13 protein-coding genes are annotated in these 16,436 nt (G+C 49.4%); 7 read left to right on the forward strand and 6 right to left on the reverse strand.

Annotation, left to right across the window (positions count from 1 at the left end):
- Positions 1–74: 74 nt before the first annotated feature.
- A complete protein-coding gene (locus ACRC53_RS09235) occupies positions 75–647 on the forward strand; it encodes a YtfJ family protein (RefSeq protein WP_438643156.1) in 573 nt (190 codons plus the stop codon).
- Positions 648–763: 116 nt separating this feature from the next.
- Here ACRC53_RS09235 and ACRC53_RS09240 read toward each other — a convergent pair whose 3' ends face one another.
- Positions 764–1,384, reverse strand: a complete 621-nt coding sequence (locus tag ACRC53_RS09240; protein WP_438643157.1) for an FKBP-type peptidyl-prolyl cis-trans isomerase — start codon at positions 1,382–1,384, stop codon at positions 764–766.
- A 171-nt stretch (positions 1,385–1,555) separates the two neighbouring features.
- On the opposite strand from ACRC53_RS09240, the gene ACRC53_RS09245 reads away from it, so the two are divergent.
- The gene (locus ACRC53_RS09245) at positions 1,556–2,593 is read left to right on the forward strand and encodes a LysM-like peptidoglycan-binding domain-containing protein (RefSeq protein WP_438643158.1); all 1,038 of its coding nucleotides are present in this window, start codon (positions 1,556–1,558) and stop codon (positions 2,591–2,593) included.
- 138 nt (positions 2,594–2,731) lie between these two features.
- Here the strand turns inward: ACRC53_RS09245 and ACRC53_RS09250 are convergent, their stop codons facing one another.
- Positions 2,732–4,717, reverse strand: coding sequence for a bifunctional 2',3'-cyclic-nucleotide 2'-phosphodiesterase/3'-nucleotidase (locus tag ACRC53_RS09250; RefSeq protein WP_438643159.1), 1,986 nt, complete (start codon positions 4,715–4,717; stop codon positions 2,732–2,734).
- Between the two features lie 288 nt (positions 4,718–5,005).
- Between ACRC53_RS09250 and cysG the strand changes: the two genes are divergently transcribed.
- Genes cysG through cysQ form a run of 5 tightly spaced genes read left to right on the forward strand, consistent with a single transcriptional unit; the run spans position 5,006 to position 10,328 of the window.
- The gene (cysG, locus tag ACRC53_RS09255) at positions 5,006–6,508 is read left to right on the forward strand and encodes a siroheme synthase CysG (RefSeq protein WP_438643160.1); all 1,503 of its coding nucleotides are present in this window, start codon (positions 5,006–5,008) and stop codon (positions 6,506–6,508) included.
- A 9-nt stretch (positions 6,509–6,517) separates the two neighbouring features.
- A complete protein-coding gene (gene cysD / locus ACRC53_RS09260; protein ID WP_438643161.1) occupies positions 6,518–7,426 on the forward strand; it encodes a sulfate adenylyltransferase subunit CysD in 909 nt (302 codons plus the stop codon).
- 11 nt (positions 7,427–7,437) lie between these two features.
- A complete protein-coding gene (gene cysN, locus ACRC53_RS09265) occupies positions 7,438–8,919 on the forward strand; it encodes a sulfate adenylyltransferase subunit CysN (protein WP_438643162.1) in 1,482 nt (493 codons plus the stop codon).
- Entirely contained in the window at positions 8,912–9,559 is a 648-nt protein-coding gene (gene cysC / locus ACRC53_RS09270) for an adenylyl-sulfate kinase (protein ID WP_438643163.1), read from the forward strand. The genes cysN and cysC overlap by 8 nt, the downstream gene beginning before the upstream one ends.
- Positions 9,560–9,572: 13 nt before the next feature.
- Positions 9,573–10,328 (forward strand): 3'(2'),5'-bisphosphate nucleotidase CysQ, encoded by a 756-nt coding sequence (gene cysQ / locus ACRC53_RS09275; protein ID WP_438643164.1) that lies wholly within the window; start codon positions 9,573–9,575, stop codon positions 10,326–10,328.
- A gap of 131 nt (positions 10,329–10,459) precedes the next feature.
- Here cysQ and ACRC53_RS09280 read toward each other — a convergent pair whose 3' ends face one another.
- The 4 genes from ACRC53_RS09280 to cysJ all read right to left on the reverse strand — a co-directional run bounded on the left by ACRC53_RS09280 (position 10,460) and on the right by cysJ (position 16,383).
- Positions 10,460–11,389 carry a TIGR03899 family protein gene (locus ACRC53_RS09280; protein WP_438623441.1) on the reverse strand — a complete coding sequence of 310 codons (930 nt, stop codon included), beginning with the start codon at positions 11,387–11,389 and terminating at the stop codon, positions 10,460–10,462.
- A 604-nt stretch (positions 11,390–11,993) separates the two neighbouring features.
- Complete coding sequence (locus ACRC53_RS09285; protein ID WP_438643230.1) at positions 11,994–12,737, reverse strand: phosphoadenylyl-sulfate reductase; 744 nt, start codon at positions 12,735–12,737, stop codon at positions 11,994–11,996.
- 113 nt (positions 12,738–12,850) lie between these two features.
- Positions 12,851–14,536, reverse strand: coding sequence for an assimilatory sulfite reductase (NADPH) hemoprotein subunit (cysI, locus tag ACRC53_RS09290; protein ID WP_438643165.1), 1,686 nt, complete (start codon positions 14,534–14,536; stop codon positions 12,851–12,853).
- Entirely contained in the window at positions 14,536–16,383 is a 1,848-nt protein-coding gene (gene cysJ / locus ACRC53_RS09295; RefSeq protein WP_438643231.1) for an NADPH-dependent assimilatory sulfite reductase flavoprotein subunit, read from the reverse strand. The genes cysI and cysJ overlap by 1 nt, the downstream gene beginning before the upstream one ends.
- Positions 16,384–16,436: the final 53 nt, after the last annotated feature.

The raw sequence follows: 16,436 nt of genomic DNA on the forward strand, positions 1-16,436 counted from the left end.
CCATCAGGGAGATGACAACCATAACCATTGAGAACAATGATCAGTTTTCTCTTATTGATTAAGGATCAATACACATGAAAAAAATAACCTTGATAGTGGTATTAAGCATACTGTTTCCGACTTGGGGATTTGCAGCACTTATCCAGCAAGATAAACCGTTACCCCAAGCTACGGTAATTGATAAAGGTGAGATCGTATTGCAAAAAACTGAAAAATCAGATGACAATATGGTGTATATGCCTTGGAGTACACGGCAATTAAGTGGAAAAGTTCGGGTTATCCACGCTATTGCTGGCCGTTCATCGGCAAAAGAGATGAATGCACCTTTTATTGAAGCAATTAAAGCGGCTAAATTTCCACGAGAACGCTACCAAACTACCACCATTATCAATGCGAATGATGCAATAATCGGTACTCGTACTTTTGTACGTAGCCGCCTTAAAGAGAGTAAGCGTGAATTTCCGTGGTCACAATTTATTTATGACGAAAACGGGGTCGTACAACATGCATGGCAATTAAAACCAGAAAGTTCAGCCATTATTATATTAAATTCAAAAGGCACGGTATTGTTTGCTAAAGAGGGTGCATTAACTGCTCGTGAAATAGAGAAAGCGATCACTTTAATTAAGACAACACTCAGCCAATAAACTTATAACTCAATGCATGCTAACGGGTTTGGATTTATCTCTTCATCAGATCACCATAAGCGATTATCAACCAGAGCTTATGGTGATCATGTCAGAGCGAATGCAGACGCAGATGATTACAGAATGTCTAACAATTCAACATCAAACTGCAACATACTGCAAGGCGGAATAGATTGGCCAGCGCCACGCTCACCATATGCTAATGCATGTGGAATGTATAAGCGCCATTTAGAACCTACTGGCATCATCGTCAGAGCTTCTGTCCAACCGGCAATTACACCGTTGACTGGAAACTCTGCTGGTTGGCCACGCTGTACTGAGCTGTCAAAAACAGTGCCATTTAATAAGCTACCCGTATAGTGTACCTTTACACGGTCAGTACGTGCAGGAATTGGGCCTGTACCTTGTTCGAGGACTTCAAATTGCAAACCTGAGCCTGTGTTATTCACACCTTCACGGCTAGCATTTTGTTGTAAGAAGGCTTCACCTTCAGCAGCAACTTCTTGGAATTGAGCCTGACGCGCTGTTTCCGCGCGGGTGTGCATTTCACGCAGAGCACGGTGAACAACGTCAACCGGAATGGCAGGTGCATGGCCTTCGAGTGCATCACGCAAGCCTGCAGATAAGGCATCAAGTGCTAAGTCGGTCATACCGCTATCAGCGAGTTGTTGACCAATTTGCAAGCCAATACCATAGCTTGCTTGTGCTTCTAACGTTTCAAGAGCTGGAGTTGTCATCTATTTTCCTTACCAATACATCACTTACTAAACCGCGAGCATAGCAGTCTCTGTTCTTTCCGGCAAAAACTGGGAAGAGAAATCCGCGTTTTCAATCTAAATACCGTGACATTTGCCGTCGAAAAGGAAAAAATAAACTTATCGCGGCACGTCTAGATACATGGAGCACAAGTGGACCTGCGAACAGATAATGGGCCTGTGGGAAGAGCAGGCCAAAAACGTCAAACAAAACCGGTTAAAAAAACCCAGAATGGTCGTATACGGCGTTTACAGCGTTGGTTTCGTCGCCTTGAGTTACCTCAGTGGCAATTACCAACGCTTAATGTCTCACTGCCATCGGCAGAACTAGGGCTATCGGGCGTATTACGGGCTGCGTTAGTGGCGTTATGGCATATTCCTGACCGATTTACATGGTTCGGTCCCGTCTCGCCCTTTCATCGCCGTTGGATAACCGTGAGTATCTTGGTTGTATTGCTCGGTGTAATACTGCCATCTGGTGATTCACCTTCTTCGCTTTCATCAACAATACCGGTAGATGAAAATAGGGTGCTCGCTGATGATGCCCAAAGCAACAGCAGTCAACCGATAACGCTTACCCCAGAAGTGCTTTCGGCCCGCGAACCTGATCGCCGTATTCCACAAGAGATGCCTGAAGATCAAGAACAACAAGTTGAAGCCCAGCCGGTTGTTCCAACAACACGCGCTTCTGACAATAATACAGTAGTACGTCATTCACCAAGTACTGAGCGGCCTGCTATTGAACAGCCAAAAAGAGTGAGCACACCACCCGTACATCACACCAGTAACGAAAGACCACTGCCGACACGCCCATCAGCAGAAAGAGCAACTTCTGTAGTAAAATCCCCCGTGAAAGAGACACTGAAAAAAGAAACGGTGAGAGAAGCGGTTACAACTCCGCCACCTTCTACAGTATTAAACAGCACCGCCGGTTGGCGAAGCTACTCTGTTGGTAAAGGTGTGACGTTAGCGCAAGTGTTCCGTTCAGCAAATTTACCCTTACCTGATCTTATGGCGATGACGCGTGCACAAGCAGCAAATAAACCATTGAGTAATGTGAAAGCTGGCCAGACTGTACGTGTCAAAGTCGATGCTCAAGGCAGAGTAGATGCTCTGCATATCGATGCATTTCCAGGCGAAAAACCGGTTGTTTTTGTGCGTACAGCAACAGGGTTTGTACAATCACAATAATGGCTACCGTGTAAACTCTCACGCAAATAAAATAAAAGGCCCTTTGATCTTCAAAGGGCCTTTTATTTTCACTTTTATTGCATCTAAAAATAAAACGAATTGTTTTGTTTTTTAGCTATGCAGTTGTTTTTAATCTCTTTACGGATTTGTTTTTGTTGTTGTGGGCGCAAGATCAACACGGTATACGGCAAAACCATTGTCATCTTTCCCCACTTGCGTCATCGGATATTGCGCATGCTCATTAATAAACTGTGTTGCTTTCGCTGATGGTGAGGTTTCCATCCGAATATCGAGTGGTGTTTTGCTGTTAATCGGGGCTAATCGCCAGTTGTTATCCGCTGTCGGTACAACTTGACCCTGTTTCTTGCTCTGTTGAGTGATGTAAGAGGCCAAGACTTGACGATTTTCATCCGGTGAAGCAAACGCAATAAACTGGCTACCCGTACCGGCAAATTTCTCACCATAAGCACGGTAGTTATTGGTAACAACAATAAAGGCAGCTTTAGGATCAACCGGTTTACCGTTAAAGCTCAGCCCCTGAATACGCTCAGAAGTGGGGTTAATGAGCTGACATTCACCGTCAAAACGTGCCGGTTTTGTCACATCAATCTGATACTTCACACCGTCAATAACATCAAAATTATAGGTACGGAAACCATCCCAGTTAATCAGTGATTGCGGCGCACTGCTGTTCACATCAATCTGGTTAAACTGACCGGCAGAGCACTCCAGCCAATCTTTAAGCTGTGCACCATTGAGTTTTACCGCCACCAGCGTATTGGGGTACAAATACAGATCAGCGGCATTGCGGAAGGTCAACTGACCTTTTTCCACCTCAACATAACTGGTTGGGTCATTTTTCCGGCCCCCCACTTTAAATGGCGCGGCAGCAGAGAGCACCGGAATACCGTCTAAATCCGGATCGCCCTGAATAAAGTGCTCGGCATACGCTTTTTGTGCATTATTGACAATCTGTACTGTCGGATCATCTTGGATCAGCGCCAAAAAGCTGTACATATTGTCTGAAGCTTTACCAATTGGCTGGCTAACAAACTCGCGTGTACCAGCATGATCTGCTTTCAACGCCGCCGTCAGTTTGGGATCAGCCTCAACCAGCGGCTTGTTAGCAGCCTTATCAAAAATGGGGCGCGCATGTGCAGAGGCATCGGCAACCTGCCATTTACCGCTATCATTGTTGAGCACAAAATCCACCACACCCAGATGATCACCCCACTGCCCCGGCATCACGGCTGCCACACCGTTTAGCGTGCCTTTTTCAAGGTTCACTCCAGGCAGTGCTACAAACTCTTTACTTGGGAAAATACCGTGCGAGTGACCAAACATAATCGCATCAATGCCCTTTACCTCAGAGAGGTAATAAACTGAGTTTTCAGCCATCGCTTTATACGGGTCTGACGATACACCTGAATGTGGTATAGCAATGACCAAATCTGCGCCTTCAGCACGCATTTTTGGCACGAGTTCTTCGGCAGTCTGCTTAATGTCTTTTACCGTGACTTTACCGTCGAGATTAGCTTTATCCCAAATTAAAATCTGTGGCGGCACAAAACCGATATAGCCGATTTTCAACGTCTGCTTATTGCCCGCATTATCCACCACCTCTGTCTCTTTAATCAGATACTGCTGCAACAACGGTTTTCCGGTTTTTGCATCAAAAACATTGGCGTTAATGTACGGGAATGCTGCACCTTCTAGCGCATTTTTTAGGTAGTCCAACCCATAATTAAACTCATGATTACCTAGATTTCCTACCTGATAATCAAGCAAATTCATAGCCTTGTAGACAGGATGTACCTCGCCTTTTTTTAGCCCTTTTGCCGCCTGATAATCCCCCATCGGGCTGCCTTGAATCAGATCGCCGTTATCCACCAGCACGCTATTTTTCGCTTCTTTGCGTGCCGCATCAATCAGGGTTGCCGTACGGGTTAAACCAAACTTTTCGGTAGCATGATCTTTGTAATAGTCATAATCCATCATGTTACTGTGCAAATCGGTGGTTTCCAGCACGCGCAGGGAAACGGTTGCGGCACTTGCCACTCCGGAGCAGAGCAAGCTTGCGGCAATCGCCAATGCCAATGGAGTACGGGATAACGACATAACCATTCCTCAAACAAACAATAAGAGTGCGAAATTCCCGATAAGAGTAGCAAATCTGTATGTATGACGAACTTTTTACTCAGTACTCTGTGAACATCATCCCGTTTAATTGACAGGCTCTTCCTCTTTCATCGCTTTGTTATTTAGGGCTCTTATCACTTTTTAAAAGGAGACAGCTAAAAAAGCCGATGGATTAGAACAAAACGGAATTTGAAATGCTAATTCAGCATTTATGCGTCTCTCAATAACGCTCTATAGTGCTTGCCAGAAAGGGAATTACTGCTGAGGGTTGTTATGGAATACTTACCTCTGTTTGCCCAGATTAAAGGGCGTTCGGTTTTGGTTGTCGGTGGCGGCAGCGTAGCTGAACGCAAAATTGCCTTACTACTCAGTGCACACGCTAATATTAAGATTGTCAGTGCCAGCTTAACGGCCACACTACAACAGTGTATTGAACAGCAACAGCTACAATGGCTGAGTACCACCTTTAACCCCGCCCAGCTCGATGGCCAGTTTTTGGTGATTGCCGCAACAGATGACAACAGCCTTAACGCTGAAGTGAGCGCGGCTGCAGAGGCGCGCGGTATTTTTGTGAATGTGGTGGATAACAAAGCCCTGTGCTCATTTATTGTACCCGCCATTATTGACCGTTCACCGATTGTGGTAGCGGTCTCTTCCGGCGGAGCGGCCCCCGTACTGGTTCGGCTCATTCGCGAAAAACTCGAAGCAACCCTGCCAACACACCTTGGTGCAATGGCAACATTGGCTGACAAATGGCGTGGCAAAGTCAAAGCTGCACTGCCCTCGGTAACGGCCCGTCGGCGTTTTTGGGAGGCCCTGTTTGGTGGCCGCTTCTCTAGCTTGGTACAAAATGGGCAACAAGCGCAGGCGGAGATCACCCTTGAGCAGGCTTTGGCTACGGTAATTAATCAAACTACCGCCGAGCCACAAATACCTAAACAATCTGCTCACCAACAGCCCGTGCATCAACACAGTGCAAATGATGACAATGCTACCGTGACCGCAGGCGAGGTTTTTCTGGTCGGTGCCGGCCCCGGTGATCCCGGTTTGCTGACACTGCGGGCATTGCAGGTTTTGCAACAGGCTGATGTTGTGCTGTACGACTATCTTGTTTCAGATGCCATTTTAGAGCTGATTCGGCGGGATGCAGAGCGTCTGTGTGTCGGTAAAAAAGCGGGTTTTCACTCTGTTCCACAAGATGAGATCAATGCCACCTTGCTGGCACTGGCACAGGCCGGAAAACGGGTTGTACGGCTCAAAGGCGGAGACCCGTTTATTTTTGGACGTGGGGCGGAAGAGTTAGAAGCCCTGATCCCCGCCGGTATTCCGTTTCAAGTTGTGCCAGGGATCACTGCCGCTGCAGGCGCAACCGCCTATGCCGGAATTCCGCTGACACACCGAGATTATGCGCAAACGGCTATGTTCATCACCGGACACTGCCGGCCTGATGGCGATCAGCTCGACTGGTCAACACTGGCCCGTGGCCGCCAGACACTGGCGATTTATATGGGCACGGTTAAAGCGGCCGAGATCCAGCAGCAACTGATCGCGCATGGGCGGGCAGCCTCTACTCCGGTGGCCATTATCGCCAAAGGAACACGCCCTGATCAGCAAGTGCTACGCGGTGAACTGCAACAGCTTTCGACACTCGCCCAGCACGCTGACTCTCCGGCACTGATTATTGTCGGGGAAGTTGCTGCACTGGCCGACTCTCTGCACTGGTTTGGTGAACGGCCACACAGCCCACTTTGGCCTTCTGTTGTAAATTTGGTTTAAGGATATCCCATGGACGTAAAACAACTGACCCATTTACAGCAACTTGAAGCCGAAAGTATCCATATTCTTCGGGAAGTTGCCGCTGAATTTACCAATCCGGTGATGATGTACTCGATTGGTAAAGACTCCTCCGTCATGCTGCATCTGGCCCGTAAAGCCTTCTATCCGGGAAAAATTCCCTTCCCGTTGCTGCATGTTGATACCGGTTGGAAATTCCGTGAAATGTATGAGTTTCGTGATCGTACAGCCAAAGAGTATGGCTTTGAGCTGCTGGTTCACCGCAATCCTGACGGGCTGGCGATGAACATCAACCCGTTTGTACACGGCAGTGCTAAACATACCGATATCATGAAAACCGAAGGGCTTAAGCAAGCACTCAACCACTACAAATTTGATGCCGCCTTTGGTGGTGCACGCCGTGATGAAGAGAAATCGCGCGCTAAAGAGCGGATCTACTCATTTCGGGATCAAGCACACCGCTGGGATCCGAAAAATCAGCGTCCTGAGCTGTGGCACAACTATAACGGCCAGATCAACAAAGGTGAGAGTATCCGCGTCTTTCCTCTGTCAAACTGGACCGAGCTGGATATCTGGCAATACATCTTTCTCGAAGGGATCAACATCGTCCCACTGTATCTGGCCAAAGAGCGCCCTGTATTAGAGCGCGATGGCATGCTGCTGATGGTTGATGATGACCGCATCGAACTGCAGCCTAACGAGCGCATTGAGCAGCGTAAAGTTCGTTTTCGTACACTCGGTTGCTGGCCACTGACCGGTGCAATTGAATCTGATGCTGACAGTCTGACTGCCATCATTGAAGAGATGTTGTTATCAAGCAGCAGCGAACGGCAAGGGCGGCTGATCGATAAAGATCAGGCCGGATCAATGGAGATGAAAAAGCGTCAGGGATACTTCTAAGGAGCGGCATCATGAATAACTATATTGCACAACAAATTGCCGAACAGGGCGTGGAAGCCTACCTGCTGGCGCAACAACATAAAGGATTGCTGCGTTTCTTAACCTGTGGAAGTGTTGATGACGGTAAAAGCACCTTAATTGGGCGATTACTGCATGATACCCGCCAGATTTATGAAGATCAGCTCAGTTCACTGCACGCAGACAGCCGCCGGATAGGTACTGCTGGTGAGAAACTCGATCTGGCCCTATTGGTTGACGGGCTGCAAGCCGAGCGTGAGCAAGGCATCACCATTGATGTGGCTTACCGCTATTTTTCAACTGATAAACGTAAATTTATCATTGCCGATACCCCCGGCCATGAGCAGTACACCCGTAATATGGCCACCGGCGCATCTACCTGTGATGTGGCAATTTTACTGATTGATGCCCGCAAAGGCATGCTTAGTCAAACCCGTCGTCACAGCTTTATCGCCAACTTGCTCGGTATCCGCCACTTTGTAGTCGCAGTCAATAAAATGGATCTGGTCGGTTACAGTGCTGAGATTTTTGCGCAAATCAAACAAGATTATCTGGCATTTGCTGACCGTTTAAACCCTGAGTTACAAATCACGATTTTGCCGCTATCAGCCCTTGATGGTGATAACGTGGTACAGCGTACTGAAAACCTCAACTGGTATCAGGGGCCAGCACTGTTGCAGGTGCTCGAAGAGATTGATGTTGTGCAATCGCGTACCGAGCAGGCGTTACGCTTCCCAGTACAATATGTTAGCCGCCCAGATCGTGATTTTCGCGGTTACGCCGGAACACTGGCCTCAGGCACTGTCGCGGTCGGGCAAAAACTCAAAGTACTGCCTTCAGGATTGGAAACTCATGTCAGCCGTATAGTGACCTTTGATGGCGATCTGCCCGTTGCCGTACCAGGGCAGGCGATTACACTGGTTCTGGCCGATGAGATTGATATCAGCCGTGGCGACCTGCTGATTGCCGCAGACGATCCGTTGCAAACCACCTCGCGCATTCTGGCCGATGTGGTGTGGATGACAGAACAGCCCTTACAGGTGGGAAAAACCTACGATATCAAGCTGGCCGGAAAGAAAACACAAGCCCGTATCAGCGCGATACTGCACCAAACCGATGTAAACAGCCACGCGCAGCATGAAACTGACGCACTGCCGCTCAACGGCATCGGGCGTGTCGAGATTGAATTTACCGAACCTCTGGCGCTCGATACCTATCGGCAAAGTGCTGAATGTGGCAGTTTTATCTTTATTGACCGCTTGAGCAATGTCACCGTCGGCGCTGGACTTATCCACCAGCGTTTATCCACGCGCGATACCACCGACGCTGCACAACAAGCAGGTGCAGCACCAAGTCAACCCTACAGCGCCTTTGAACGTGAGCTCAATGCTCTGATCCGCAAACAGTATCCACACTGGGGCGCACGTGATATCAGCACGGATATTTTTGATGATACGAGTCTTTCTTATGAATAGATCAGATATCAATCAAGCAAGCATCTGTCAATCGGGCATTGATAAGCCCGATAACATCGTCTGGCATGCTCACCCAGTTAAACAGGCTGCCCGCGAGCAACTTCATCAGCACCGCGCCGCGGTGCTCTGGTTTACCGGATTATCCGGTGCAGGAAAATCAACACTGGCCGGTGCGCTCGAACACGCCCTGTTCCAACGCGGGATCCACACCTACCTGCTCGATGGGGATAACGTCCGCCATGGCTTATGCCGCGACCTCAGTTTTAGTGCGGCAGACCGTCGCGAAAACATTCGGCGGGTGGGTGAAGTCAGTAAACTGATGGTGGATGCGGGGCTGGTGGTGCTCACCGCATTTATCTCACCGCACCGCGATGAGCGCCGTTTAGTGCGGGAATTAGTCGAGCCAGATCAATTTATTGAGGTGTATGTCGATACGCCGCTCACGGAATGTGAACGCCGCGACGTAAAAGGGCTGTACAAAAAGGCGCGCGCGGGTGAAATTCAAGACTTTACGGGCATCGATGCCGTGTACGAAGCCCCACAACATCCGGAAGTGCATCTTCACAGCGATCAGCACTCTGTCAGTGAACTGGTCGATACATTACTGGAGGCGCTGAAAACACGTGGCATCATTAGGTAAGAGAGGTACACCTATGTTGCAGGCGTTAGAGAAGATCGCACGCGAAGCGGGAGCCGCCATTATGTCGGCCTATCAACGTGAAGTGACTATCGTGCATAAAGCCGATGCGTCGCCGTTGACCGAAGCCGATCTGGCTGCACATCACATTATTGTGAACGGGCTGACATCACTCACCGCAGGGATCCCCGTGCTCTCGGAAGAGGCTACCGTATTACCGTGGGAAACCCGCCGCCACTGGACACGATTCTGGCTGGTTGACCCGCTTGATGGTACCAAAGAGTTTATCAAGCGTAACGGTGAGTTTACCGTCAACATTGCGCTGATTGAGCACGGTGTTCCTATCATGGCAGTGGTATATGCCCCAGCTCAAGATAAGCTCTATTTAGCTGAAGGCGGTAAGGCATGGCGCATTCATAATGGTCAGCGTGATAGCCTGCAAGTGCAGCAAGCAATGCCTCCGGTCGTCATTGCCAGCCGTTCGCATCAAGACCCGCAGCTTAATCGCTATCTCAATGAACTTGGGCCGCACACCTTGATGGCGGTAGGCTCATCACTCAAATTCTGTTTAGTGGCCGAGGGCAGCGCCCAGCTCTACCCGCGCTTTGGCCGTACAATGGCGTGGGATACCGCAGCCGGACACTGTATCGCACAAGCGGCTGGCGCAGTTATTGAAACGCTCGATAACCAACCGCTGCGTTATAACCAGCGCGAAGATCTGGCCAACCCTGCCTTTATGGTTCGCGTACCTTGGCAACGGGGCTGCTGCTAACAACGCAAACGTTGCAAGACACATCAGCAACACAAGCGGCCATGCACATACAAAGGCGCAAATATAGCCTCAATCAAATATAGCCATACAAACTCCGCACCCTGTTGCGGAGTTTTTTTATCGCATTGCCCCTACAATACGCCAGCAGATGCAGTAACCGTGGTCTGACGTACAGATACCGCAACATGCGCACCAAACAACGTACTGAGCAACTGCACATATTCGGGCAACACATTACCGGTAAGCAGTTGCGACAACTCCTCACCCACCGGACTAAATCGGTAGTAGGTTAAACGGTGTCCGGCCTCTGCAGCAGTCAAGCTAAGATCGCTACCGGAAAAATGCAGGTGAAACGGTTTTCCGGCGATTAAACTTCCCGACTCCAGCTCGCCACCCAACAACAAACCCAGCTCTTGCAGTAACAGTAACGCACTGTAAGGCAGTTTGAATGTCCCCAGATTGAGCTGCTCAGGCAACGCCGCCCGAAAGAGTGCCTTCAGCCCACTTTTCGCCGGCCGTAAACCGGTGATGATTCGCTTAGAGGCACTGTCACTGCTAAAACTGCATGACACCGCACACGCACGCTGAAACAGCCGCGCTTCACGCTGCGTCATATCACGCAGGGTACGCAGCGCCTTAATTGAAAAGCTGCCCGGCTGCACAATTTCCTGTGCCAAAATTCGGCCCCATAAACGCTGCATGGCACTGCCACGCGTCTCTTGTGCCAACTGTAAAAAACTGCTGATCCAATCAGGATCAGCCTCCACCGCCAGCGTATCTTGACACAAGCTTGCACCAATTCGCATGATGCTCTCTAAGTTGGCTTGCCGATCACGCTGCTCTTGCTGCAAGCGCTGCTGTAATCGCTGAGTCAGTGTTAGCGTCTGTTGCGGGTAGATTTTCCCGTCAATATGTCGCGCAGTGGCAATATCAATGGCACGTTTACGCGCACTAATCAGGCGCGGGTTGGTACTGTGCATCTCTTCTGTTGTTTTCGCATCAAACGGTATATTTCCGCCATCAGTATCATCACTGTCTGTTTTTCGATCTGCCTGCGGCATTCCCTGCACTCCTTAAAAAAGCAATCGTGGAGAGGATTGCAAAACTGATAAATTAAACATATTGTTAACCTTGCAGCTACATTGCGGAGATTAAAATATGCATACAATCATCAAAAAGCATATATGGGATTTTTTTATCGCCATTGGCTATATATGCTCACTGCTCTTTTTAGCGCAATATCTGGCAAGATAGCGACTAACATCACTGCTCTGCCTGTTTGCTATATCGGCTGCAATCTATTTTTGTAGACTGACAAACATATCTCTACTACTAAACCGTGCAAGACATAAACATCCCTATAAAAAACAAACTCATTAAACGTAAACCAGCCACACACAAAATAAAAATAGAGAATAAAAATAAGAAAGAAAAATAGAGCAGAGCACCAGAATAAAAGGGAAAGGGAAAGAGAAAGAGAAAGAGAAAGAGAAAGAGAAAGAGAAACCTAGTGTATGAATAGAAAAAATCCACAGTAAATAAAAAAATATAAAAAATAGCCACGAGGAAAAAGCACACTCACGGTGCGCTCTTCTCCCTGTGAATGTGGCTATTCAATAGGGCTTAAAACAACGTTTAATCCGCAATTAACCCTCTCTGCATTCATTAAATTCCCGATCCCTGATTCTCAGGCTCTTCATGCAACCCACATTCGCGCTTCAAACCAAAAAAGCGAGTCTGCTCTTCACTCATGCCTGGCTCCCATTTCTGGGTAGTGTGGGTATCGCCCACCGATAAATACCCCTGTTCACGCAGTGGGTGATAAGGCAGTTGATGCTCGGTAAGGTACTGGTAAATCTGGCGATCACTCCAATCAACAATTGGTAAAAACTTAAATGCCCCACGTTGTATCGCCAATATCGGCAGAGCCGCTCGACTGTCTGACTGGCTATGACGTAAACCAGAAAACCACGTTTGCGCGCCTAAACTTTGTAATGCCCGCTGCATCGGTTCAACTTTATTGAGCTGATTATATTGGGTGATCCCCTCTACTCCTTGCTCCCACAACCTGCCATAACGCGCCTCTTGCCACGCCGGTGAGTGCTCGGCACGAAAAATGTGTAGGTTAAGCTGTAAACGCTCGGTCAGCTCATCAATAAAACGGTAAGTTTCTGCAAATAGATAACCGGTATCTGTCAGGATAACGGGGATCTGCGGTTGCTGAACACTGAGTAAATGCAGGCAGACGGCGGCCTGAATACCAAAGCTTGATGAGAGCACATGCTGCGCCGGAAGCTGAGTTAATGCCCACGCGACCCGCTGTTCAGCCGTCAGGGTTAGCAACAACTGGTTAATCGGGGCTAATTGCTGTTGCTGTGCTGCTTTATCCAACAGCAATAGCTCTGCCAGCGCAGGTACGTGCAGCGCTGTGGCTGCCCGTGGCAACGACAAGGAATCCGATGATAGAGAGACCATAATAACCTCAAAGGATACCGCCAACAGGCGATATCCGGTAGTCAGACTCAGTGGTAAAAATCACGTGCCGGATCAGTCACCGCACGAACAATGCCACTACGCAGGGTAAAATCACCAAACGGTTCATTATCAAGGCGTTCAGCTGACCAGCGGCCAATTAGCTGATCCAGCTCATTGAGGATCTCCGCTTCGCTGATGTTTTCACGATATAGCCGCGGAATACGCTCACCCGTCAGGCTACCGCCCAGATGCAGGTTATAACGGCCCAGTGCTTTGCCCACCAGCCCAACCTCTGCCAACATGGCACGGCCACACCCATTCGGACAACCTGTTACACGTAAAATCAGATGCTCATGTGCCAACTGATGCTTTTGTAATAACTGTTCAACATCCGTCACCAAACCGGGCAGATAACGCTCCGCTTCGGCCATGGCCAGCGGGCAGGTTGGCAGTGAAACACACGCCATGGCGTTTTGCCGCAGGGCGCTGACACCCTCGGTCAGCAAACCGTGCTGACGCGCCAGCTTTTCAATCTGGGCTTTTTGCTCTAGCGGGACACCGGCAATGATCAAGTTTTGGTTGGCGGTTAAGCGAAAATCACCGCTGTGCTGTTGGGCGATTTCCCGTAAGCCCGTTTTCAGTGTCTGCTCGGCCGTATCAATGATGCGCCCGTTCTCAATAAATAAGGTGAGATGCCATTTACCGTCAATACCTTCTACCCAGCCAAATCTGTCACCTCGGCCGGTAAAGGCATACGGGCGGATCGGGGCAAACGTAACATCCGAACGGCGCTCGACTTCGGCTTTGAAGGTATCGACCCCGATACGCTCTAAAGTATATTTGGTTTTTGAGGTACGCCGGTTACTCCTGTCACCAAAATCGCGCTGTGTCGTCACCACTGCTTCAGCAATTTTTATGGCATCTTCTTTTGCGATATAACCAAATTCCGTGGCCGTACGCGGGAAGGTGGCCTGATCGCCATGCGTCATGCCCAAACCACCGCCAATCAGTACGTTAAAGCCCACTAACTGGCCTTGCTCTGCTATCGCAACAAAGTTCAGGTCATTAGCATGCAAATCAACATCATTTTGTGGCGGGATCACAACAGTCATTTTGAACTTGCGTGGCAGATAGGTTGCGCCATAAATCGGCTCTTGCTCACCGCCGGCTACTTTTTCTTCATCCAGCCAGATCTCAGCATAGCCTTTGGCGTTGGGCATAAAGTGATCTGAGAGCGTTTTGGCATACTCATACGCCTGTGCATGCAACACCGACTCTGCGGGGTTAGAGGTACACATTACATTGCGGTTAACATCACCGGCAGTAAAAATAGAGTCAATCCCGACTTTATCGAGCCCCTGAAAGACCGATTTCAGGTTAGGTTTGAGAATGCCGTGATACTGAAATGTCTGCCGTGTGGTCAGGCGGATACTGCCATACAGTGTCAGATCACTGGCATACTGATCAATGGCCAACCACTGCGTAGGTGAGACCACACCTCCGGCGATACGGGCGCGAAACAAAAAGTGGTGGCGCGGCTCTAATTTTTGCTCGGCACGCTCGGCACGAATATCACGATCATCTTGCTGATACAGGCCGTGAAATTTAATCAGTTGAATACTGTCGGCAGAAAAGCCCCCCGTTAGGCCGTCGTTAATCTCTTCTGCAATGTTGCCGCGTAAAAAGTTGCTCTGACTTTTGATACGCTCATTATCCGATAATTTCTGGCTCATCAATACACATCCCTTTGATAGCGTTTCGTTTGGCGCAGCTCGCTAAGGTACTCTTCAGCCTGTTCAGCAGAGTAGTGGCCATGCTGGGCAATAACCTCAAGTAGGGCACGTTGTACATCGTGTGCCATGTGATTGGCATCACCACAGACATACAGGTGTGCGCCCTGCTGTAACCACTGCCAGAGCTGTCCGCCCTGCTCACGAATTTTATCCTGCACATACACTTTGTGCGCCTGATCGCGCGACCATGCCAGCGATATCTGCGTCACTAATCCTGATTTCACCCATTTTTGCCACTCCACCTGATACAAAAAGTCATCGGTAAAGTGTGGGTTGCCAAAAAATAACCAGTTTTTCCCTTCCGCACCAGAGGCCTCACGTTGTTGCATAAAAGCACGGAACGGGGCAATGCCGGTTCCCGGACCAATCATCACGACCGGTGTTTGAGGATCATTGGGCAGGCGGAAGTTATCATTGGGCTCGACAAACACCCGCAGCGCATCACCGGTTTGCAACCGATCGGCTAGAAAACCAGATGCTCCGCCGCTACGAATTTGTGCATGCTCTTCATAACGCACCACGCCAACGGTCAGGTGCACTTCATCTCCCACCTCTTCTTGTGCTGAGGCAATGGAGTACAGGCGTGGGGTTAAACGGCGCAACATACCAAGCAGTTGTTCAGCACTTAGCGGGCTTGGGGCCTGTTGTAGCATGGCAATCAGTGAGTGCTGTTGGGCATAGTGACGCAGTGCGGCTTTATCCCCCGTTAAGATCTGTAGGTGCTCTGCACCGCTAAAACCGGCATAAGCGTCAACCACTGAAGGGGCGTTTTGGGTGATCTCATAGTGATGAATCAGTGCTTCACGCAGTGATAAATCTAAATGGGTATCAACACTGACCGTTTCACTGCCCTGTAAACTGACATAACCGAGCAACTCATCCACCAGCAGAGGATCATTGCTAAACCAGACACCGAGCGCATCACCGGCCTGATAAGTTAAGCCACTCTCAGCCAGATCAATTTCAATGTGACGAACGTCTTTTTCAGAGAAACGGCCGGTAATTTTTTGCTGGGCAGCAAGTTGCACAGTGCAGGGTGCATATTTGCTGTAGTGCTGCTGTTTGTTAGGGGATACGGGTACATGCGCGGTTTCAGCCACAGAGGTGGAGATGATTGAAGATGCTACCGCTAACTGCGGGGCTAGTTCAGCCACTAACGCGGCAGACCATGGGCCAACGGCAATTTGATAATCCACATCGGCATCAACCCGTGCCAGTAAACGCCGGGCGCCCAACTCGGCAAGACGAGAGTCAAAATCTTTACCGGTTTGGCAAAACTTTTCGTAGGAGGAGTCTCCTAAGCCAAATACGGCAAACTGAGCGGCAGAGAGATCAGGGGCTTTTTTGCCGTACAGGAATTTATGCAGCTCAACGGCCTCTTCCGGCGGCTCACCTTCACCATAGGTGGCGGCAATGACAATCAGGATTTGAACTTGAGCCAGACTTTTTAATTTTACATCAGCCGCTTTCAGGTAGTTCACCTGCCAGCCTTCGGTTTGCAGCGCATCACGCAGGCCTTCTGCAACCCGTTTGGCATTGCCGGTTTGTGAGGCTGAAATCAGGGTGATGACGGATGTCGGAGTCTGCGTGGCCGTGCTGATAGCGGGTGCCTGGCTGCCAAGAGGGGTGGCCAGTGTTGCTGTACTGGCCTGATGGCTCAGTGCCCAAAAATAGCCGGATAACCATGCCAGTTGTTGTACGGAGGGGTCACCTAGAGTTTGCTGTAAACCGCTTAGCTGCGCGGCACTGATTGGCACGGAGGCTGCCAGTAAATCCTTGGCACTCATCATCACGACATTCCTTATGCTAGAGATGTGGCTAGATTACCTACAGTTCCAAA

This window comes from Plesiomonas sp., from assembly GCF_051652165.1.
Classification (GTDB): Bacteria; Pseudomonadota; Gammaproteobacteria; order Enterobacterales; family CAMTGL01; genus Plesiomonas.